The organism is Agromyces sp. NPDC056389 (assembly GCF_042262385.1).
Classification (GTDB): Bacteria; Actinomycetota; Actinomycetes; order Actinomycetales; family Microbacteriaceae; genus Agromyces.
Window position 1 is genome coordinate 231,691 of sequence record NZ_JBHJPN010000003.1, and the last position, 19,173, is coordinate 250,863.

The 19,173-nt window shown below is 69.4% G+C and carries 19 protein-coding genes; 12 read left to right on the forward strand and 7 right to left on the reverse strand.

What is annotated here, in order from left to right:
- Positions 1-119: 119 nt before the first annotated feature.
- From ACFCVM_RS17155 to ACFCVM_RS17165, 3 genes are read left to right on the forward strand one after another with little or no spacing between them, the layout of a single operon-like run.
- Entirely contained in the window at positions 120-989 is an 870-nt protein-coding gene (locus ACFCVM_RS17155; RefSeq protein ID WP_375837931.1) for a sugar phosphate isomerase/epimerase family protein, read from the forward strand.
- Positions 986-2,032 (forward strand): sugar phosphate isomerase/epimerase family protein, encoded by a 1,047-nt coding sequence (locus tag ACFCVM_RS17160; protein WP_375837932.1) that lies wholly within the window; start codon positions 986-988, stop codon positions 2,030-2,032. The genes ACFCVM_RS17155 and ACFCVM_RS17160 overlap by 4 nt, the downstream gene beginning before the upstream one ends.
- Before the next feature lie 22 nt (positions 2,033-2,054).
- Positions 2,055-2,501: a DUF1294 domain-containing protein gene (locus tag ACFCVM_RS17165; RefSeq protein ID WP_375837934.1), complete on the forward strand. Its 447-nt coding sequence runs from the start codon at positions 2,055-2,057 to the stop codon at positions 2,499-2,501.
- On the opposite strand, the gene ACFCVM_RS17170 is transcribed toward ACFCVM_RS17165, so the two are convergent.
- From ACFCVM_RS17170 to ACFCVM_RS17185, 4 genes are all read right to left on the reverse strand, one after another.
- Positions 2,480-3,199: an amidase domain-containing protein gene (locus ACFCVM_RS17170; protein WP_375837935.1), complete on the reverse strand. Its 720-nt coding sequence runs from the start codon at positions 3,197-3,199 to the stop codon at positions 2,480-2,482. The genes ACFCVM_RS17165 and ACFCVM_RS17170 overlap by 22 nt on opposite strands.
- A gap of 76 nt (positions 3,200-3,275) precedes the next feature.
- Complete coding sequence (locus tag ACFCVM_RS17175; RefSeq protein ID WP_375837936.1) at positions 3,276-3,974, reverse strand: amidase domain-containing protein; 699 nt, start codon at positions 3,972-3,974, stop codon at positions 3,276-3,278.
- Between the two features lie 178 nt (positions 3,975-4,152).
- The gene (locus ACFCVM_RS17180; RefSeq protein WP_375837937.1) at positions 4,153-4,821 is read right to left on the reverse strand and encodes an ABC transporter ATP-binding protein; all 669 of its coding nucleotides are present in this window, start codon (positions 4,819-4,821) and stop codon (positions 4,153-4,155) included.
- A 32-nt stretch (positions 4,822-4,853) separates the two neighbouring features.
- Positions 4,854-6,356 carry an ABC transporter permease gene (locus ACFCVM_RS17185; protein ID WP_375837939.1) on the reverse strand — a complete coding sequence of 501 codons (1,503 nt, stop codon included), beginning with the start codon at positions 6,354-6,356 and terminating at the stop codon, positions 4,854-4,856.
- A gap of 164 nt (positions 6,357-6,520) precedes the next feature.
- Between ACFCVM_RS17185 and ACFCVM_RS17190 the strand changes: the two genes are divergently transcribed.
- Complete coding sequence (locus tag ACFCVM_RS17190) at positions 6,521-7,270, forward strand: response regulator transcription factor (RefSeq protein WP_375837941.1); 750 nt, start codon at positions 6,521-6,523, stop codon at positions 7,268-7,270.
- Positions 7,267-8,877, forward strand: coding sequence for a sensor histidine kinase (locus ACFCVM_RS17195; RefSeq protein ID WP_375837943.1), 1,611 nt, complete (start codon positions 7,267-7,269; stop codon positions 8,875-8,877). The genes ACFCVM_RS17190 and ACFCVM_RS17195 overlap by 4 nt, the downstream gene beginning before the upstream one ends.
- An 83-nt stretch (positions 8,878-8,960) precedes the next feature.
- Here ACFCVM_RS17195 and ACFCVM_RS17200 read toward each other — a convergent pair whose 3' ends face one another.
- A complete protein-coding gene (locus ACFCVM_RS17200) occupies positions 8,961-9,413 on the reverse strand; it encodes a MarR family winged helix-turn-helix transcriptional regulator (protein WP_375837945.1) in 453 nt (150 codons plus the stop codon).
- 1 nt (position 9,414) lies between these two features.
- On the reverse strand, positions 9,415-11,151 hold the full coding sequence (locus ACFCVM_RS17205) for an MDR family MFS transporter (RefSeq protein WP_375838323.1): 1,737 nt from the start codon (positions 11,149-11,151) through the stop codon (positions 9,415-9,417).
- Between the two features lie 399 nt (positions 11,152-11,550).
- On the opposite strand from ACFCVM_RS17205, the gene rplJ reads away from it, so the two are divergent.
- From rplJ to ACFCVM_RS17225, 4 genes are all read left to right on the forward strand, one after another.
- Complete coding sequence (rplJ, locus tag ACFCVM_RS17210; protein WP_375837946.1) at positions 11,551-12,036, forward strand: 50S ribosomal protein L10; 486 nt, start codon at positions 11,551-11,553, stop codon at positions 12,034-12,036.
- 49 nt (positions 12,037-12,085) lie between these two features.
- Positions 12,086-12,463 carry a 50S ribosomal protein L7/L12 gene (gene rplL, locus ACFCVM_RS17215; RefSeq protein ID WP_375837948.1) on the forward strand — a complete coding sequence of 126 codons (378 nt, stop codon included), beginning with the start codon at positions 12,086-12,088 and terminating at the stop codon, positions 12,461-12,463.
- A gap of 153 nt (positions 12,464-12,616) precedes the next feature.
- Entirely contained in the window at positions 12,617-13,090 is a 474-nt protein-coding gene (locus ACFCVM_RS17220; protein ID WP_375837949.1) for a MarR family winged helix-turn-helix transcriptional regulator, read from the forward strand.
- The gene (locus ACFCVM_RS17225) at positions 13,087-14,364 is read left to right on the forward strand and encodes an MFS transporter (protein WP_375837951.1); all 1,278 of its coding nucleotides are present in this window, start codon (positions 13,087-13,089) and stop codon (positions 14,362-14,364) included. The genes ACFCVM_RS17220 and ACFCVM_RS17225 overlap by 4 nt, the downstream gene beginning before the upstream one ends.
- A gap of 41 nt (positions 14,365-14,405) precedes the next feature.
- Here ACFCVM_RS17225 and ACFCVM_RS17230 read toward each other — a convergent pair whose 3' ends face one another.
- Positions 14,406-15,428, reverse strand: coding sequence for a LacI family DNA-binding transcriptional regulator (locus ACFCVM_RS17230; protein WP_375837953.1), 1,023 nt, complete (start codon positions 15,426-15,428; stop codon positions 14,406-14,408).
- Positions 15,429-15,696: 268 nt separating this feature from the next.
- Between ACFCVM_RS17230 and ACFCVM_RS17235 the strand changes: the two genes are divergently transcribed.
- The 3 genes from ACFCVM_RS17235 to ACFCVM_RS17245 all read left to right on the forward strand — a co-directional run bounded on the left by ACFCVM_RS17235 (position 15,697) and on the right by ACFCVM_RS17245 (position 19,126).
- Entirely contained in the window at positions 15,697-17,055 is a 1,359-nt protein-coding gene (locus tag ACFCVM_RS17235; protein ID WP_375837954.1) for an ABC transporter substrate-binding protein, read from the forward strand.
- Between the two features lie 116 nt (positions 17,056-17,171).
- A complete protein-coding gene (locus ACFCVM_RS17240; protein WP_375837955.1) occupies positions 17,172-18,140 on the forward strand; it encodes a carbohydrate ABC transporter permease in 969 nt (322 codons plus the stop codon).
- Positions 18,137-19,126, forward strand: coding sequence for a carbohydrate ABC transporter permease (locus ACFCVM_RS17245; protein WP_375837956.1), 990 nt, complete (start codon positions 18,137-18,139; stop codon positions 19,124-19,126). Before ACFCVM_RS17240 ends, ACFCVM_RS17245 begins: the two co-directional genes overlap by 4 nt.
- Positions 19,127-19,173 lie beyond the last annotated feature (47 nt).

The following is a 19,173-nucleotide window of genomic DNA, read 5'->3' on the forward strand; positions in this document are numbered from 1 at the left end:
GGGGCTGGCGCGGGTTCGCCGTGCGGGGGGCGCGCTGGCCGGCGTTGGGGGGGGGGGGGGGGGGGGCCCCCCGCCCCCCCCCGGCCGCACGTTCGACCGCACGCTCGCAAGGAGGCAGCATGCGCCGCATCATCGGCGTCAACACCTGGGTCTGGACCTCGCCGCTCGGCGACGACTCGCTCGCCGAACTCGCCGCGAAGGCCGCCGGCATGGGCTTCGGCGCGATCGAGCTGCCGGTCGAGTCGCCGGGCGACTGGTCTCCCGATACCGCGGCCGACGTGCTTCGCGAGCATCGGCTCGCCCCCGTGGTGATCGGCGCGATGGGCCCCGGCCGCAACCTCATCGCGGCGCCGGGCTCCGAGATCGTCGCCACCCAGAACTACCTCGTGCACTGCCTCGGCGTCGCCGAGCGGCTCGGCGCGCGCGTGGTCGCCGGCCCCTTCACCGCCGCGACCGGGCGCACCTGGCGCATGGACGCCGAGGAGCGCGCTGCCCGGTACCGCGAGCTGCAGGGCAGCCTCGGCCCGGTCGTGCGGGCGGCGGAGCGCAGCGGCATCCGCCTCGCGATCGAGCCGCTGAACCGCTACGAGACGAGCCTCGTCAACACCGTCGAGCAGGCGCTCGAGGCGCTCGGTCCGCTCCTCGGCCCCGGGCTGGGGCTCGCCCTCGACAGCTACCACCTGAACATCGAGGAGCGGCACGTGGGCGACGCGATCCGGCTCGCGGGCGAGCACCTCGCCTACGTGCAGGTCTGCGGCAACGACCGCGGCGCAGTGGGCGACGACCACATCGACTGGCCGGCCTTCCTCGACGCCCTCGACGACGTCGGCTACTCCGGACCGCTCGGCCTCGAGAGCTTCACGGGCGACAACGACACGATCGCGGTCGCCGCATCGGTGTGGCGGCCCCTCGCCGCATCGCAAGACGAACTGGCGGCGCGGAGCATCCGCTACCTGACCGCCCTCCAAGACGAACGGGAGCGAGCATGACCGAGCAGCAGCCAGCAGAGACGGATGCCGCGGCGCCCGCCACCCGCCCGGTGACCCTCTTCACGGGGCAGTGGGCCGACCTGCCGTTCGCCGAGGTCGCGCGCCTCGCGGCGGAATGGGGCTACGACGGCCTCGAGATCGCATGCTCGGGCGACCACCTCGACCTGAAGCGCGCCGAGGAGGAGCCCGGCTACCTCGACGAGCGCCGCGAGATCCTCGAGCGCCACGGGCTGGCGGTCTTCGCGATCTCGAACCACCTGACGGGGCAGGCCGTGTGCGACGCGCCCATCGACTTCCGTCACGAGGCGATCGTGCGCCCGTACACCTGGGGCGACGGCGACGCGGAGGGGGTCAGGCAGCGCGCAGCCGAGGACATGAAGCGCTCGGCGCGCGTGGCCCGGGCGCTCGGCGTCGACACCGTCGTCGGATTCACCGGCTCGTCGATCTGGCCGTACGTCGCGATGTTCCCGCCCGTGCCCGCCTCGGTGATCGACGCCGGCTTCGAGGACTTCGCGGCGCGCTGGAACCCGATCCTCGACGTGTTCGACGCCGAGGGCGTGCGGTTCGCGCACGAGGTGCACCCGTCGGAGATCGCGTACGACTACTGGAGCTCGGTGCGCACGCTCGAGGCGATCGGGCACCGGGAGGCGTTCGGGTTCAACTGGGACCCGTCGCACATGATGTGGCAGAACATCGACCCCGTGGGCTTCATCTGGGACTTCAAGGACCGCATCTACCACGTCGACTGCAAGGACACGCGGATGCGCCCGGCGAACGGCCGTGCGGGCGTGCTCGGCTCGCACCTGCCGTGGGGTGACCCGCGTCGCGGCTGGGACTTCGTCTCGACCGGGCACGGGGATGTGCCGTGGGAGGACTCGTTCCGCGCGCTCGACGCGATCGGCTACGCCGGACCGATCTCGGTCGAGTGGGAGGATGCGGGCATGGACCGCCTGCACGGTGCAGCGGAGGCGGTCGGGTTCATCCGCTCGCTGCTCTGGCCGAAGCCGACCGCCTCGTTCGACGCGGCCTTCTCGAACCAGTAGCGGAACACGTACGATCGGGCCTGTGCGCCTCGCCCCGAACCCGCCCCGCCGCCACGATCGGGACTTCTCACGGCCGCTGCCGTCGGCGCTGAGCTGGACCGTGCTCGCGGTCTTCGCGGCGGCGCTCGCGGTCGCCGTCGTGGCCGCCGGCCTGCCCTGGTGGGTTCCGGCGTCGTACGGCGTGGTGAGCATCGTCGCCGTCGTCGCCTACGGCCTCGACAAGCGGGCGGCGAAGCGCGGTGCGCCGCGGACCTCGGAGTCGGTGCTGCTCACTGTGGGCGTCGTCGGCGGCTGGCCGGGTGCGCTCGTCGCCCAGCAGCTCTTCCGTCACAAGACGCGCAAGCGCAGCTTCCGTCGGGCGTTCTGGTTGACCGTCGTGGTCAACTCGCTCGTGCTCGCCGCGTTCATCGGCCTGCTGCAGGCCGGACTGCGCATGCCCGACCTCGACTATTCGGGAATGCTCCAGTAATACGCGACGCCGCCGGGGTGCAGTTCGGTGATCGCCCAGTCCACCGAGCGGTCCCACGTGGGGTCGGTGTGGCCCGCGTAGCGGATCGTGATCGACCCGTCGGCTTCCGTCTCGACCGAGGTCACGATGCCGGTGTGGTCGCGGTCGCCCGAATCGTCCCAGTCGAACTGCACGACGTCGCCGACCTTCACCGACGAGCGCTCGTCGTCGGTGAGCGCCGTCGCCCGCTCGGGGTGCTCCTCGAGGTAGTCGTGCATGGCGGTCGAGCTGATCCAGGCGTCGGCGCTCGCGTACGCGTCGCCCGAGCCGTCGTACCACCACTCGTCGTCTTCGACCCAGCCCCTGGCGAGCAGCGTCTGGCTCGTGAAGTTCACGCAGTCGTTCTCGTCGAGGTAGCCGTAGGTGTCGCTCTCGGTGTCGCCCCAGTGCTCGAACGCGTAGGAGAGCTGGGCGGCGACACCGTCGGAGTAGGCCGAGAAGTCGGCGACCTCGGTGTCGGCTGCGGATGCCTCGCGCCCGTCGTCGCCACTCGCGTTCACGATGTCGGCGGCACCGTTCGCCCCGCCCGCGCCGGCCGCCTGCTGTGCGACCGACCAGGCGATGGTCGCCCCGCCCGCGACGAGGACTGCGGAGGCGATGCCGACGGCGACCAGGGTGCGACGGCGGCGGGATTCACGGGGCTCGGGGGAGGTTGACATCGATGTCAACCGTACGGAACGCCGCCTGTGCAACACCCGAACGGCGGCGTCGAGGCGGGCTGCTGCGGCAGGCGGCTCAGTCCGCGACGCTCCAGTAGAAGACCTTCGTCTCGGGATGCTTCGGGTGGTCGTCGACCGAGCGATCCCACGTCGCATCGGTGTGCCCGCCGTAGTACACGTCGATCCGCCCGTCGTCGCCCTCGCGGACCGCGGTGACGATGGCCGTGTGATCGCGGTCGCCCGAGTCGTCCCAGTCGAACTGCACGATGTCGCCGGGCTTCACCCTCGCGCGCTGCGCGTCGGACAGTGCCGTCGCCCGTTCGGGATGGGAGGCGAGGTAGTCGCGGAAGAGCGTCGACGAGCGCCATGCGGGGGAGTGGGCGTAGGCGTCTCCGTCCTCCGAATACCACCACTCGTCGTCGACCTCCCAGCCGCGCTCGATGAGGGACTGGGAGGTGAAGTTCACGCAGTCGTCGACGCCGAGCACCCCGTACCGCTCGCTCGAGTCGGCGTCCCATCGCTCGCGCACGTACTCGAGTTGGCTGAGAACGGGCGCCGGCAGCTCGGGATCGAGCTCGAGCGCCGCCTCGTTCGGGTGGCTGCCGTCGCCTCCCTGCGTTCCGGGCCCGGTGGGTGCGGCAGCAGCGATGGCCGCGGCCACGATCGCGAAGACGAGCCAGGCGATGAGCGCGACCGCGACGAGAGCTGATCCGCCCACGATGATGCGCCGCCGCAGGTAGATCTCGCGGGTGGGGCGTTCGGGCTGCGGGTTCACTCCATCAACCGTAGGCGCGGATGCTCCGAAGCCGCCGATCGAGCGCGCGATTCCGGCGGAATCGGCGTGCGGCGGCATCGGGCGTCGTCGAATCGGCCGAGGGAACAACACCATCGAGGTCAGGCGAGCGGATGCCGCGACCGGAGTGGTCGCGTCATCCGCTCGTTCGCTCCCGTGCTCAGCGCTCGGTCACGGTCCCGTTCCTGATGTGCAGGCGACGTTCGGCCCGCTTCGCGACCGCCGAGTCGTGCGTCACGACGATGAGCGTGAGCCCGCGGTCGCGCCAGAGCCCCTCGAGCAGGTCCATGATGTCGTCGCGGGTCTGCTCGTCGAGGTTGCCGGTCGGTTCGTCGGCGAGCAGCACGTCGGGCTCCTTCACGAGGGCCCGTGCGATCGCGACGCGCTGCTGCTGACCGCCCGACAGCTCGCTCGGAACGTGGCCCCCGCGGTCGCCGAGGCCCACCGACTCGAGCGCTTCGATCGCGCGGCGACGCCGCTCCTCGGCCGGCGCTCCGAGCGGCTCGAGCGCCGTCTCGACGTTCTCGAGCGCGGTGAGCGTGGGAATCAGGTTGAAGCCCTGGAAGACGAACCCGATCTCCTTCGCCCTGATGCCGGCGAGCTTCCGATCCGGAAGGTGCGAGAGCTCGGCCTCGCCGAGCGCGACGCGCCCGGTGCTCGGCCGGTCGAGCGCGCCGAGCATCTGCAGGAGGGTCGACTTGCCGCCGCCGGTCGGCCCCTGGATCGCGACGAGCTGGCCCTTCGGGATCGTCAGGGAGACATCCTGCAGTGCGGTGACGCGGCGCTTGGACTGCGCGTAGGTCTTCGAGACGTGTTCGAGCGTGTACATGCTGGTTCCTTTCGTCGTTGGGGGTTCGGTCGTCACGCGACGCTGCGGAGGGCTTCGGCGGGGCGCAGCTTCGAGGCGCGCCATCCGCCGAACGCGCCGGCGACGAGGCCGCCGAAGATCGCGAGTCCGATGGCGATCACGATGACGCTGACGGTGACGGGGGCGTGCAGCACGACCTCCGCGGATGACGCGGCCGATTGCACCGCGCCGGCGAAGCCGCCGCCGGGGCCGCCGCCCCGCATGACCACCTCACCGCCGCCGGGGCCGCCCGCGACGACTTCGGAGCCGGCGCTGCCGCCGATCGTCGGGGCGATGAGGTTCACCGCCCAGATGCCGGCGAGGCCGAGCACGAGCCCGACGGCACCGCCGATCAGGCCCTGCACGAGCGACTCGCCGGCGACCTGGCCGACGATGCGGCCGTTCGACCAGCCGATCGCCTTCAGGGTTCCGAACTCGCGGGTGCGGCGGGTGACGCCCTGGATGGTGAAGAGGACGGCGATCAGGAACGCCGCGACGAGCACCGCGAGCGAGACCCACAGCCCGAGGTTCGAGATGAGGCTCGACGCGCTCGCCAAGGAGCCCGAGACGGAGGCAGCGAGGTCGGACTGCGTCGACACCGTGGCATCCGGCAGCGTCGCCTCGATCTCGGACTGCAGCGCGTCGATGCCGTCGGCGGACTCGGCCTGCACCGAGATGCTCGAGATCATGCCCTCCTCGCCCGAGATCGACTGGGCGAGGTCGAGGGGGATGTAGACGTTCGCGGCGGTCGCCGCCTCGGCCGAGGTCGACGAGACGGTGCCGACGATCTCGAACTCCGTACCCCCGACGTCGATCGTGTCCCCGACGGCGAGCTCGGCAGTCGCGCCGTAGCCCGCGTCGATCACGGCGACGGTCTCGCCGGTGTCGGATGCCTCGAGCCCGCGCCCGTCGGCCAGCTCGACCGCCGAGAGGGGGCCGACGGCGGCCGACGCAGGGTCGAGGCCGAGCACGGTGAAACTGTCGACATCGAAGGCGCTGCCGCCGGCGCCGTCGAAGCCGCCCTGCGGCGGGGCCGCGGGCTGTTCGCCGTCGGAGGGCATCTGGTCGGTGCCGTCGGTGGACTGCCGGAACTCGGGCAGCTCGCCGTTGAACGTCGTGTTCGTGAGCGAGAGGGTGGCCGATGCGGCGGCCACTCCGTCGAGCCCTTCGACCGACGCGAGGGCGCCCTCGTCGAAGGTGGTCCCGCCGAATCCGGCGGAGAGGCGCGACTGGCTGATCTCCGTCGAGCCGTCGGTCGTGGTGCCCGCTTCGGCGCCGAACTCGAACCGCGGGCCGCCGCCCTCGCCCTCTTCCGGAGGGGTCGGGGCCTGCGACACCGTGAGGTCGGTGCCGACGCCGTAGACGGATTCGAGCACGGCGGCCTGGGCGTCGCGCACACCGGTGGAGACCGAGTTCACGATCATGACGAGCGCGATCGCGAGCGCCATGCCGACCGCGATGATCGCGGTCTGCCTGCGGCGCCCGGCGAGTTCGCGCCGGAGATAGGTGAAGAACATGTTTTCCTCAGGGGTCGGGGGAGACGCTCATCGAGAGCGCCGATCGAGACGGTAGGGGCGAGGGCTGTGGGCGACCGATGGCCGGCCTATGAGTCGTCGATGCCACGCAGAATCCGCTCGACGAAGTCATAGGGAACGCATAGCTCGACGCGGATACTGGAGACATGAGCAGCAACGCCCCAGCGACCCCGCACCGCGCCCCCGCCATCGCGAAGGGCGACGGCTCGATGGTGCGCGTGCTCGTGGTCGACGACGAGCACTCGCTCACCGAGCTGCTCAAGATGGCCCTCAAGTACGAGGGCTGGGACGTGCGCACCGCGAGCGACGGCCAGTCGGCGGTGAAGGTCGCGCGTGAGTTCCGGCCCGACGCGATCGTGCTCGACATCATGCTCCCCGACATCGACGGCCTCGAGGTGCTGCAGCGCGTGCGCGCCGACGGCACCGAGACACCCGTGCTCTTCCTCACCGCCAAGGACTCGCTCGACGACCGCATCGCCGGCCTCACCGCTGGCGGCGACGACTACGTCACGAAGCCCTTCAGCCTCGAAGAGGTCGTGGCGCGGCTCCGCGGGCTCATCCGTCGCTCGACGCTCACGCTCGCCCAGGCGAAGGACCCGGTGCTCGTCGTCGGCGACCTCACCCTCGACGAGGACTCCTACGAGGTCAGTCGCGGCGGCACGCCGATCGAGCTGACCGCCACCGAGTTCGAGCTGCTGCGCTTCCTCATGCGCAACCCCCGTCGCGTGCTCTCGAAGGCGCAGATCCTCGACCGCGTCTGGAGCTACGACTTCGGCGGCAAGGAGTCGGTCGTCGAGCTCTACATCTCGTACCTGCGCAAGAAGATCGACGCGGGCCGTGAGCCGATGATCCACACCGTGCGCGGTGCGGGCTACATGCTGAAGGCCGCCGGATGACGCGGCCCGGCGATCCCGGCTACGCAGCGTCGGCCCGGGCGAACGCGACCGGCGCGACGCCGGCGGTCGACGACGTCGAGTGGGAGTTCGACGATGCCGAGCGGGTCGACGACCTCGATGATCTCGATCGCCTCGCCGCCGCACCGTCGACGGACGGGCGGCGACCGCGGCTGCCCTGGACGCTGCGCCGCCGCCTCCTCGTCATCGTCGCCGCACTGCTCGTCGCCGTGAGCGCCGCGATCGGCGTCGTGACGGTGCTCGTCTTCCACTCGACCTCGGTCGACCGCCTCGACGCGAGCCTTCGCGACACCGCCTCACGGGCGACCGACGTGGCGCCGCCGGGCTTCCCCGCCGACCCGAGGGCGACCGTGCTCGAGTTCCTCCGGGTGCCGGGCCAACCGGTCGGCACCGTCGGCGTGCTCGTCGCGGGCGACACGGTGGTCGGTGTCTACATCTCGGAGACCGGGGAACTGCTCGAACCCAGCGCCGCCGCCACGCGGGCGTTCGCCGCGGTGCCGCCCGACGGACGGCCGCACACCATCACGGCGGGCGGCATGGGGGAGTACCGCGCGCTCGCCGTGGAGACGCAGTCGCAGCCGCAGGTGCGCTCCGTGCTCGCGTTGCCGCTCGCCGACGTCAACGCCCAGTCCACGCAGCTCGCGCTCACCGTCGCGATCGTCGCGGCATCGGGACTCGTGCTCGCCCTCGCCCTCGGCTCGATCGTCGTGCGGCGAGCGCTCAGTCCGCTCGCGGAGGTCACGGCGACCGCCCAGCGCGTCTCGGAGCTGCCCCTCGACCGCGGCGACGTCGCGCTCGCGGAGCGGGTCGCCGATGACGACGAACGCACCGAGGTCGGCCGGCTCGGCGGCGCCTTCAACCGCATGCTCGGGCACGTGGCATCCGCCCTGTCCGCCCGGGAGGAGAGCGAGCAGAAGGTGCGCCGCTTCGTCGCCGACGCGAGTCACGAACTGCGCACCCCGCTCGCCTCGATCCGCGGCTACGCCGAACTCACGCGGCTGCACGGCGGCGAGCTGCCGCCCGACGTCGTGCACGCGATCGGCCGCATCGAGAGCGAATCGGTGCGCATGACCGAGCTCGTCGAAGACCTCCTGCTGCTCGCGCGGCTCGACGAGGGTCGCGAGCTCTCGGCGCTGCCCGTCGACCTCAGCAGGGTCGTCGTCGAGGCGGTCGGCGACGCGCAGGCGGCCGGTCCGGGTCACGACTGGGAGGTGCGGCTTCCGGATGGCGCGACGGTCGTCGTCGGCGACGAGCCGCGCCTGCGACAGGTCGTGACGAACCTGCTCGCGAACGCCCGCGTGCACACGCCCGACGGCACGTCGGTCGTGGCCTCGCTCGAACGCGACGGCGACGACGTGGTGCTGACCGTCGAGGACGACGGCCCCGGCATTCCGCCCGTGCTGGCCGACTCGCTCTTCGAGCGCTTCGCCAGGGGCGACTCGTCGCGTTCGCGCATCGCCGGCAGCACCGGCCTCGGGCTCGCGATCGTGAAGGCCGTGGTCGAAGCGCACCACGGCGACGTGTCGGTGACGAGCGAACCGGGGCGCACGGCGTTCGTCGTCAGACTCCCGCTCGCTCCCGCGGCCTAGGCGGGGGAGCGCCCCACCCATGCACGAACGAAGGCCCGCACCCCTCGGGGTGCGGGCCTTCGATTGCGATCGGTGACCCGGGCTCAGGCTTCGGCGATGCTCCGGAGCAACTGAGCGAAACCGCGCAGCTCGGCTTCGGGCCGGTCGAGCAGCACGCCTCGCAACCGCTGCTGGTTGCGCTCGCGCACCTCGCGGACCCGCTCCTCGGCGACCGGCGTCGCGACGAGCACGCGCACGCGCCCGTCTCGCTCGTCGGCGCGGGTCTCGACGAGTCCGAGCTCTTCGAGCAGGCGCACCTGTCGGCTGACGACGGACTTGTCCATCTCGAACATCTCCGCGAGCACGTGCGCGTTGGCGGAGCCGTGTCGCACGATCGTCGAGAGCAGCTTGTAGGCCGCGGGCTGCAGGTCGGGGTGCACCTGCTGCGCCGCCTCCTTCCAGATGAGGCGGGCCCGGCTGAAGAGCACGCTCATCTGTTCCTCGACTTCGGCGATGGCCTCATCGAGGGCTGGGGATGCCTCGGTCACGATGGTCATGCTATCGCTCGCCGCCTGTGGGGGAGACGTCGTCGGCACCGCGCGACCCGGTGCTCGACTTGGCGGAGCCCTGGGCTGCGCCCTCTCCTTCGACGAGCTGCATCGACGAGGTGACCGGTGCGCCGATCTCGGCCTCTGCGAGGTCGATCGCGACCTGCTCGAACTCCTCCTTCAGCTGCTCGGCCGACGTCTTGGTCGAGAGCGCCTTGTTCGGAAGGAACGCGATCGCGATCACGCTGAGCACCGCGAGCGGCACGGCCAGCCAGAAGACATCGGCGATGCCGTTGCCGTAGGCGTTCTCGATGATCACGCGGATGCCGTCGGGCAGCTGCGAGACGTGGGGGATGCCACCGCCGGCGAGCCCCTTCAGCGCTTCGACCTCCTCGGGCGAGGTGGGCGTGAAGCCCTTCAGGCCCGAGGTGATGTGCGTCGTGACCTGCGTGGCGAGCAGCGAGCCCATGATGGTGACGCCGATGGTGCCCGCGATCGTGCGGAAGAAGTTCACGTTCGAGCTCGCGGCACCGAGCTGCGAGGCGGGCGTGTCGTTCTGCACGACGAGCGTGAGGTTCTGCATGACCATGCCGAGGCCGGCGCCGAGCACGACCATGTAGACGCTGACCCAGAGGTAGTCGGTGTCGTAGTCGAGGGTCGTCATGAGGTAGCTGCCGGCGATGACGAGCAGCGACCCGAGCACCATGAAGCGCTTCCACTTGCCGAACTTGCTGATGAGTGCGCCGATGAGGATCGAGGCGCCCATCTGGCCGACGATCATGGGGATCGTCATGAGGCCCGACTCGGTCGGGGTCGCGCCACGCGCGAGCTGGAAGTACTGCGCGAGGAAGACGCTCGTCGCGAACATGGCGACGCCGATCGAGACCGAGGCGATGACCGAGAGCGTGAACGTGCGGTTCTTGAAGAGCGTCATCGGAACGATCGGCTCGGCGACGAAGAACTCGGTGATGACGAAGCCGATGACGGCCGCAGCGGAGACGCCGATCATGACGTAGCTGGTCATCGAGTCCCACTCGAACTCGGTCCCGCCGAGGGAGACCCAGATGAGCAGCAGCGAGACGCCGACCGTGAGCAGTGCGATGCCGAGGTAGTCGATCTTCACGGGACGCTTCGGCATGGGGGGCAGGTGCAGCGTGCGCTGGATGACGATGAGCGCGATGATCGCGAGCGGCACGGGCAGGAAGAAGTTGGCGCGCCAGCCCCAGGCGTCGGTCACGACGCCGCCGAGCAGCGGGCCGCCGATGGTCGCGACGGCCATGATGCCGCCGACGAAGCCCATGTACTTGCCGCGCTCGCGCGGCGAGATGATGACGGCGATGAGGATCATGACGAGCGACATGAGGCCGCCCGCGCCGAGGCCCTGGATCACGCGGACGGCGATGAGGGTCGTGGTGTCCTGCGCGAAGCCCGCGATCGCGGTGCCGACCACGAACAGGCCGATCGCCGTCATGAGCAGCGCCTTGCGGTTCACGAGGTCGGCGAGCTTGCCCCAGATCGGGGTGGAGACGGCCATGGCGAGCAGGCTCGCGGTGATGACCCAGGTGTAGGCGGTCTGGTCGCCGCCGAGGTCGGCGATGATGAGCGGCATCGACGTCGAGACGACCGTGCCGGAGATGACGGCGACGAACATCGCCACGACGAGGCCGGAGATGGCGATGATCACCTCGCGCGGGGTGCGTTGCGCCGGCGCGGCCGGCACCGAGCCGGTCGTGGGCTTGTCTGCCACAGAAGTCACGTGTTTCCTTACGTCATACAAGTTGATATTCGACAACTATATATAATTGGTTGCATTGAGTCAACCTTGGACATTGGTCAACTATTCCCAGCGGCGCGAAATTGATCGAGCGGATGTCGCACGCCCTCGATTTGGCGGAGGACGCGACATCCGTTAGCCTGTTCGGAGCCGAAGACCGCTGGTTGTCGTGCGCACAGCAATGTGAGCCCGACCGAAGTCTTGCGAAAGCAAGGGCCCGCGCAGGTGTGACGAAGACTTCCGGGTGATCCGGCCGAGCTCCGCGCAACTGCGCCGGAGCTTTTTTGTTGCCCGCACGACCTCGCCACCTGAGCCGCGTTCCGAAGCCGTGCACCGCCACCGCGCTGCACGTTGAGTACACAAGGAGTGGCCATGGCGAACAAGGAAGCCTCGGTTGCCGAACTCACGAACCTGTTCGAGAGCTCGACCGCCGTTCTGCTGACCGAATACCGCGGCCTGACGGTTGCCCAGCTCAAGCAGCTGCGCGGCAACATCCGTCAGGACGCGAGCTACGCCGTGGTGAAGAACACGCTGACCAAGATCGCCGCGAACAACGCGGGGATCACGACGCTGGATGCCGACCTCGTCGGTCCGTCCGCCGTCGCCTTCGTGCATGGCGACTTCGTCGCCACCGCCAAGGCCGTTCGTGACTTCGCCAAGGCAAACCCGAATCTTGTGATCAAGGGCGGCGTCTTCGAGGGCAAGGCCCTCAACGCCGACGAGGTCAACAAGTACGCCTCGCTCGAGAGCCGCGAGGTTCTGCTTGCGAAGGCAGCGGGAATGATGAAGGCGACGATGGGCAAGGCTGCCGCCACCATCGACGCGCTTCGCGAAAAGCTGGAGACCGCGGCCGCGTAAGCGCCCGACGTTCTCGTTCTACAACCCCAAAATATCTAGGAGATACATCATGGCGAAGCTCACCACTGAAGAGCTGCTCGAGCAGTTTGCCGGTCTGACGCTTGTCGAGCTCAGCGAGTTCGTGAAGGCGTTCGAGGAGAAGTTCGAGGTCACCGCGGCCGCTCCCGTCGCCGCTGCGGGTGGCGCTGGCGCTGCTGCTGAAGAGGTCGAGGAGAAGGACTCCTTCGACGTCGTCCTCGAGGCTGCCGGCGACAAGAAGATCCAGGTCATCAAGACCGTCCGCGAGCTCACCTCGCTCGGCCTCGGCGAGGCCAAGGCCGTCGTCGACGGTGCTCCCAAGGCCGTGCTCGAGGGCGCGAACAAGGAGACCGCCGAGAAGGCGAAGGCTGCCCTCGAGGAAGCCGGCGCAACCGTCACCCTCAAGTAATGAGCGCCCTCGTTCGAGGGCGACTCGCTTGAGGTGACTCGCGTCACCTGATTCACACGGATGCCCCGTGGCTCGCATGAGCCACGGGGCATCCGTCGTTCGCGGCGAACTCGGCCCACCAGTTCCATAGCCAAGCTATGTATACTGGTGGGCATGACGCAGCTCGACCTCCCCACCGTGATCGGAGACCTCGTCTCCGTGAACCACCGACTCACCCGGCTCGCCGCGACGGTGACGGGCAACACCGAATCGCCGGCCGTCTGGCGCACCCTCAGTGTGCTGCGAGACCTCGGGCCGATGCGGCTCGGCGAGCTCGCGAAGGTCAGCCGCGTCACCCAGCCGACGATGACCAAGCTCGTGCACGCGCTCGACGACCGAGGATGGATCCGCCGCATCGTCGACAGGGACGATGCCCGGGCGATGCTCATCTCGGCCGATCCTCGAGGGCTCGCCGCGCTCGACGCCTGGCGGAGCGAACTGGCGAACTCCCTCGCCCCGACGTTCGCCGACCTCGACGACGACGAGCTGCAGACGCTCGCGACGGCGGTCGAGATCGTGCGCACGCGACTCGAGAAGTCTCGCGCCGCGCTGGTGGAGGCCGCTGCGGGCTCCGTTGACGTCGCATGAGCGTCGACACCAGGGCGGTTCCGGCACAGGCCGGCCACGCGGCATCCGGAGCCTCGATACTCAAGCAGCCCAAGGCCGTCTGGGCCGTCGCGTTCTCGTGCGTCGTCGCGTTCATGGGCATCGGCCTCGTCGACCCGATCCTCCCGGCGATCGCCGCCGACCTCCAGGCGACGCCGACCGAGACCGAGCTGCTCTTCACGAGCTACCTCGTGATCACCGGTATCGCGATGTTCTTCACGAGCTGGCTCTCGAGCCGCATCGGCGCCAAGCGGACCCTGCTCATCGGTCTCGGCGTGATCGTCGTGTTCGCCACGCTCGCCGGCCTCTCGGGCGATGTCGAATCGATCATCGGCTTCCGTGCCGGGTGGGGCCTCGGCAACGCGCTCTTCATCTCGACCGCGCTCGCGACGATCGTCGGCGCGGCGGCCGGCGGCAGCAGTTCGGCGATCATCCTCTACGAGGCGGCCCTCGGCCTGGGCCTCGCGATCGGCCCGCTCGTCGGCGGCCTGCTCGGATCATGGAGCTGGCGCGGCCCGTTCTTCGGCACGGCGGTACTGATGGCCGTCGGCTTCGTCGCGATCGTCACCCTGCTGCGATCGGATGGCACGGAGAAGCCGGTGCCCACGAAGCTCTCCGCTCCCTTCCGGGCGCTCGCCCGACCAGCACTCGGCGTCCTCGCCGCGGCGGCGCTGTTCTACAACATGGGCTTCTTCGTGCTCCTCGCGTACACCCCGTTCGCCCTCGTGCCGCTCGGCATCCACAGCGCCATCGCGCTCGGCTTCGTGTTCTTCGGATGGGGCGTCGCGGTCGCCGTCACCTCGGTCTGGGTCGCGCCACTGCTGACCGCGCGCATGCGCCGCACCCGGGTGCTCTGGTTCGTGCTGCCGCTGCTGGCCCTCGACCTGCTCGCGCTCGCCGCCTTCATCGGCTCCGCAGTCGCGGTCATCGTGTGCGTCGTCATCGGCGGACTCCTGCTCGGCATCCTGAACACCGTGCTCACCGAGTGCGTGATGGATGCGACCGACCTGCCCCGCTCCGTCGCGTCGAGTGCCTACTCGGGAGTGCGCTTCCTCGGTGGGGCGATCGCACCGCCCGCCGCGACCGTGCTGGCCGCCACGGTGTCGCCGTCGAGTCCGTTCATCGCCGGCGCGATCGCCGTGCTCATCGCCGCGGCGATCGTCGTCATCGGGCGTTCGAAGCTCGCCTCCGCCGACGGCGTGGCCGAGACCCCGGCGGGTGAGGCCGAGGCGATCGGCATCGGCGACGCCGCCTGATCGAAAGCAGGCGCCGCCTGGTCGCGGTGGCGGTGGAGTGCTCAGCGCGGGGCGGCCGTCGAGCTGGCGCGCACCACGAGACGGGTCGGCATGGGGGCGCCGGAGTCGGGGAGGGGGTCGGCCACGGCGCCCTCGCCGAGGAGTCGCAGCACGACCTCGACGGCCGAGCGGCCCTGTTCGCCCGGGTACTGCTCGATGGTCGTGAGATCGAACATCTCGGCGTACTCGTGTCCGTCGACACCGACGATCGAGAGCTCCCTTGGCACCGCGATGCCGAGTCGTTCGGCGGCGCGGAGGGCGCCGAACGCCACTTCGTCGGATGCCGCGAACACCGCGGTCGGCCGCGGGCCGGGGTGCCCGAGCAGTTGCAGTGCGGCGCGGTAGCCGCCCGGCATGGTCATCTCGGCCTCGACGACATCACCGGCCGATGGTGCGTGACCGGCCGCGCCCATCGCCTCGAGGTACCCGTGCCGGCGCCGGCCCTGCACCGTGTCGGGCTGCGCGCTCGCGCCGACGCCCGCGAGGTGCGCGATCCGGGTGTGGCCGAGGTGCAGCAGGTGCTCGGTCGCGAGCTGGCCGATGGCCCGGTCGTCGATCGAGAGCCGCGCGGCGGAGCCGCCCGTGCCGCCGAGGCACACGAGCGGCTTGTCGCGGCGATCGAGTGCGGCGACCTCGTGCTCGGCGAGGTCGACGCCCACCGCGATGACCGCGTCGACGCGCTTGCGAGCGAGGAAGAACTCGAACACGCGCGCTCGATCGGGGCCGCTGTCGGAGAGGTTGTAGAGCGTCAGGTCGTAGCCGGCGGCGAGGAGCGATCGCTCGATGCCCTCGAGCACTTCGCCGAAGAACCAGCGGTTGACGAACGGAATGACCACCCCGACGTTCTTGGTGCGCCCGGTGACGAGGCTCGCGGCGTCGGGGGAGGCGATGTACCCGATCTCGGCGGCGGCCGACTCGACGCGGCGGCGGGTCTCCTCTGCGACGTAGCCGTTGCCGGTGAGCGCTCGGGAGGCCGTGGCCTTCGAGACGCCCGCGAGGCGTGCGACATCGCCGATGGCGGCCATGCGCGCCTCCCCTCGTTGGGCTGCTCCGAGCCAGAGTGTACTGCCCGTTCCGGCGATTGTGGAACCGTTTCCGGCAGGAGGCCTGCGTCGAGGGCATCGCGACGTCGATGAGGTGGGAGCGCTCTCCGCCAGTTCACGCGGCGGTGCGGGGGAGTGGCCGAACCGTGACCTCCCATCCCTTGTGAGGAGGGCGGCGGGTGTTCTAGCGTTGAGGCTGGAACCGGTTCCCGGCTTCGCCTGCACCACATTCACTCAACGAGGAGATGACATGAGAATCAGACGGCATCGCCGTTGGATGGCCCCCGTGGTGGCGGCCGCGGCGGTTGGACTCGCCCTCACGGGCTGCACCGGAGACGTCGCGGAGCAAGACGCTGCCGACGTCGACTGCGCCGACTACGAGCAGTACGGCTCGTTCGACGGCAAGTCGGTCTCGGTGGCCGGCACCATCCTCGACCTCGAGGCCGACCGCCTCAGCGAGTCGTGGGCCGACTTCGAGACCTGCACCGGTATCGAGGTCGACTACCAGGGCTCGAGCGAGTTCGAGGCGCAGATCGCCGTGCTCGCCGAGGGTGGCAACGCCCCCGATGTCGGCATCGTGCCGCAGCCCGGCCTCCTCGGCCGACTCGCGGCCGGCGGCTGGCTGATCCCTGCTTCCGAAGCCGTCGAGGCCAACGTCGACGAGTGGTGGTCAGAAGACTGGAAGCAGTACGGCACGTACGAGGACACCTTCTACGCCGCCCCGCTCATGGCGAGCATCAAGGGCTACGTCTGGTACTCGCCGGCCGAGTTCGAAGAGAAGGGATACGAGATCCCCAAGACCCTCGACGAGCTCACCACCCTCTCCGAGACGATCGCGGCCGAGGGTGACCACAAGCCCTGGTGCGTCGGCCTCGAGTCGGGCGACGCCACGGGTTGGCCGGGCACCGACTGGGTCGAGGACTACATGCTCCGCCTGCACGGCGCCGACGTGTACGACCAGTGGGTCACCCACGAGATCCCCTTCAACGACCCGCAGGTCGCCGAGGCCTTCGACGCGGTCGGGGCCTACCTGAAGAACGACGACATGGTCAACGGCGGCATCGGAGACGTGTCGACGCAGGTCACCGAGGCGTTCCAGACGGCCGGTCTGCCGATCCTCGACGGATCGTGCTCGCTGCACCACCAGGCCTCGTTCTACGAGACCTTCTGGAACCCCGAGGGCGGCGACGAGAACACCGTCGCCTCCGACGGCAGCGTGTTCGCCTTCCTGCTCCCGCCCGTCAACGCCGACGACCCGCTGTCGGTGACCGGCGGCGGCGAGTTCCCGGTCGCGTTCCGCGACGCCGAAGAGGTCGAGGCGTTCCGCGCCTACCTCTCCAGCGACACCTGGGCGAACAACCGGGTGAGCCTCGGCGGTGTCATCAGCGCGAACAAGGGCCTCGACCCGCAGGTCGCTTCGAGCGAACTGCTCACGCAGTCGATCGAGATCCTGCAGGACCCCGAGACCACGTTCCGCTTCGACGGATCCGACCTGATGCCCGGCGCCGTGGGTGCCGACTCCTTCTGGAAGGGCATCGTCGCCTGGGTCACGGGTGAAGACACCGCGCAGGTGCTCGACACCATCGAGTCGAGCTGGCCGAAGAGCTAGCTGGCGCGACTCGGGTGCGAGGAGCATGATCGGAGGGCGGGGATGCGAAATCCCCGCCCTCCGTCACCCGCCTTCGACGAAGACTCCGATTTCAAAGACGAACATTGGGAGGCACGATGACCACCGCCGATCTGCTCGGCAAGCTGCTGCAGGTGGTGATGGGGCTCGCGGTGTTCGCCGCGGTGGTCGGCCTCCTCATCTTCTTCATCGACAAGGCACCGAAGAAGGGCCGCGACTACTGGCAGCTCGGGCTGTTCCTGCTGCCCGCGATGCTCTTCATCGTCGTCGGGCTCGTCTACCCCGCGATCCGCACGAGCCTGCTCGCATTCCAGGACTCGAGCGGTGACTGGACGCTCGACAACTTCGTCTGGACCTTCACGCAACCCGCGGCCATCCGCACGCTGATCAACACGATCATCTGGGTATTGCTCGTGCCGACGCTCTCGACGGCGATCGGCCTCGCCTACGCCGTCTTCATCGACCGGTCCCGGGGCGAGAAGTACTACAAGGTGATCCTGTTCATGCCGATCGCCATCTCGTTCGTCGGGGCGAGCGTCATCTGGAAGTTCGTCTACGAGTACCGCTCGGGCGATCGGGAGCAGATCGGCCTGCTGAACGCGATCGTGACCGCCGCCGGCGGCGAGCCCGTGCAATGGCTGCAGACCGACCCGATCAACACCTTCCTGCTGATCGTCATCATGATCTGGATCCAGACCGGTTTCGCCATGGTCCTCCTGAGCGCGGCCATCAAGGGCGTGCCGACCGAGCAGATCGAGGCCGCCCAGCTCGACGGCACGAACGGCTGGCAGCGTTTCATGAACGTCACGGTCCCCGGCATCCGCGGCGCGCTGGTCGTGGTGCTCACGACCATCTCGATCGCCACGCTGAAGGTCTTCGACATCGTCCGCACCATGACCGCCGGAAACTTCAACACGAGCGTCATCGCCAATGAGATGTACACCCAGGCGTTCCGAGCGAGCGAGGTGGGGCGCGGATCCGCCCTCGCCCTGATCCTCTTCGTGCTCGTGCTCCCGATCGTCATCTACAACGTCAATGTGCTCCGCAAGCAGAGGGAGATCCGATGAGCAGCGTCGCCCCCGCCGACCTCCCGGTCGGCGAGAACCTCGGTTCGATCGAAGCCGCAGAGCGCACTGAGTACGGCACGAAGACGGGGCGGGTGAAGAAGCGGCTGACCTCGCGCACCGCGACGATCATCTCCCTGATCATCGCGGTGCTCTGGACCATCCCGACCTTCGGGCTGCTGGTCTCGTCGTTCCGGCCGGCCGAACTGATCCGCACCACCGGCTGGTGGACGATCTTCCAGAACCCGGGCTTCACGCTCGACAACTATCGCGACGTGCTGTTCTCGACGTCGTCGTCGTCACCGCAGCTCGGCGCGTACATCGTGAACTCGATCGCCATCGCGCTGATCGCGACGCTGATCCCGCTCGTCTTCGCATCGATGGCCGCGTACGCGTTCGCGTGGATCCGCTTCAAGTGGGTCAACTGGCTCTTCATCTTCGTGTTCGCACTACAGATCATCCCGCTGCAGATGGCCCTCGTGCCGCTGCTGCAGATCTTCTCGACGTGGCTGCGGCCGATGCAGGCGTGGTTGCACGACATGGTGCCGATCATCCCCGAGCAGAACTACCTGCCCCTGTGGCTCGCGCACTCGATGTTCGCCCTGCCGCTCGCGATCTTCCTGCTGCACAACTTCATCTCCGAGATCCCGTCCGACGTCATCGAGGCGGCGCGGGTCGACGGCGCGACGCACGGCCAGATCTTCTTCCGCATCGTGCTGCCGCTCGCGACTCCTGCGCTCGCATCGTTCGCGATCTTCCAGTTCATCTGGGTGTGGAACGACCTGCTCGTCGCGCTGATCTTCTCCGGCGGCACGCAAGACGTCGCTCCACTCACGCAGCGGCTGGCCGAGATGGTCGGTACGCGAGGTCAGGACTGGCAGCGGCTCACAGCCGCCGCGTTCATCTCGATCGTGATCCCGCTCGGCGTCTTCTTCGGGTTGCAGCGCTACTTCGTTCGCGGCCTGCTCGCGGGCTCGACCAAGGGGTAGGCGAAACGGCGCGAGCGGATGCCGCGGGCCCGGGTCCGCGGCATCCG

What these genes read in the sequence shown, in the direction of transcription:
- ACFCVM_RS17230 (WP_375837953.1), bottom strand. Translation starts at nt 15,428, where the DNA reads ATGGCCGCCATCGGCGATGTCGCACGCCTCGCGGGCGTCTCGAAGGCC.
- rplJ (WP_375837946.1), top strand. Translation starts at nt 11,551, where the DNA reads ATGGCGAACAAGGAAGCCTCGGTTGCCGAACTCACGAACCTGTTCGAG.
- ACFCVM_RS17225 (WP_375837951.1), top strand. Translation starts at nt 13,087, where the DNA reads ATGAGCGTCGACACCAGGGCGGTTCCGGCACAGGCCGGCCACGCGGCA.
- ACFCVM_RS17170 (WP_375837935.1), bottom strand. Translation starts at nt 3,199, where the DNA reads ATGTCAACCTCCCCCGAGCCCCGTGAATCCCGCCGCCGTCGCACCCTG.
- ACFCVM_RS17240 (WP_375837955.1), top strand. Translation starts at nt 17,172, where the DNA reads ATGACCACCGCCGATCTGCTCGGCAAGCTGCTGCAGGTGGTGATGGGG.
- ACFCVM_RS17235 (WP_375837954.1), top strand. Translation starts at nt 15,697, where the DNA reads ATGAGAATCAGACGGCATCGCCGTTGGATGGCCCCCGTGGTGGCGGCC.
- ACFCVM_RS17200 (WP_375837945.1), bottom strand. Translation starts at nt 9,413, where the DNA reads ATGACCATCGTGACCGAGGCATCCCCAGCCCTCGATGAGGCCATCGCC.
- ACFCVM_RS17185 (WP_375837939.1), bottom strand. Translation starts at nt 6,356, where the DNA reads ATGTTCTTCACCTATCTCCGGCGCGAACTCGCCGGGCGCCGCAGGCAG.
- ACFCVM_RS17220 (WP_375837949.1), top strand. Translation starts at nt 12,617, where the DNA reads ATGACGCAGCTCGACCTCCCCACCGTGATCGGAGACCTCGTCTCCGTG.
- ACFCVM_RS17190 (WP_375837941.1), top strand. Translation starts at nt 6,521, where the DNA reads ATGAGCAGCAACGCCCCAGCGACCCCGCACCGCGCCCCCGCCATCGCG.
- ACFCVM_RS17160 (WP_375837932.1), top strand. Translation starts at nt 986, where the DNA reads ATGACCGAGCAGCAGCCAGCAGAGACGGATGCCGCGGCGCCCGCCACC.
- ACFCVM_RS17195 (WP_375837943.1), top strand. Translation starts at nt 7,267, where the DNA reads ATGACGCGGCCCGGCGATCCCGGCTACGCAGCGTCGGCCCGGGCGAAC.
- rplL (WP_375837948.1), top strand. Translation starts at nt 12,086, where the DNA reads ATGGCGAAGCTCACCACTGAAGAGCTGCTCGAGCAGTTTGCCGGTCTG.
- ACFCVM_RS17155 (WP_375837931.1), top strand. Translation starts at nt 120, where the DNA reads ATGCGCCGCATCATCGGCGTCAACACCTGGGTCTGGACCTCGCCGCTC.
- ACFCVM_RS17180 (WP_375837937.1), bottom strand. Translation starts at nt 4,821, where the DNA reads ATGTACACGCTCGAACACGTCTCGAAGACCTACGCGCAGTCCAAGCGC.
- ACFCVM_RS17245 (WP_375837956.1), top strand. Translation starts at nt 18,137, where the DNA reads ATGAGCAGCGTCGCCCCCGCCGACCTCCCGGTCGGCGAGAACCTCGGT.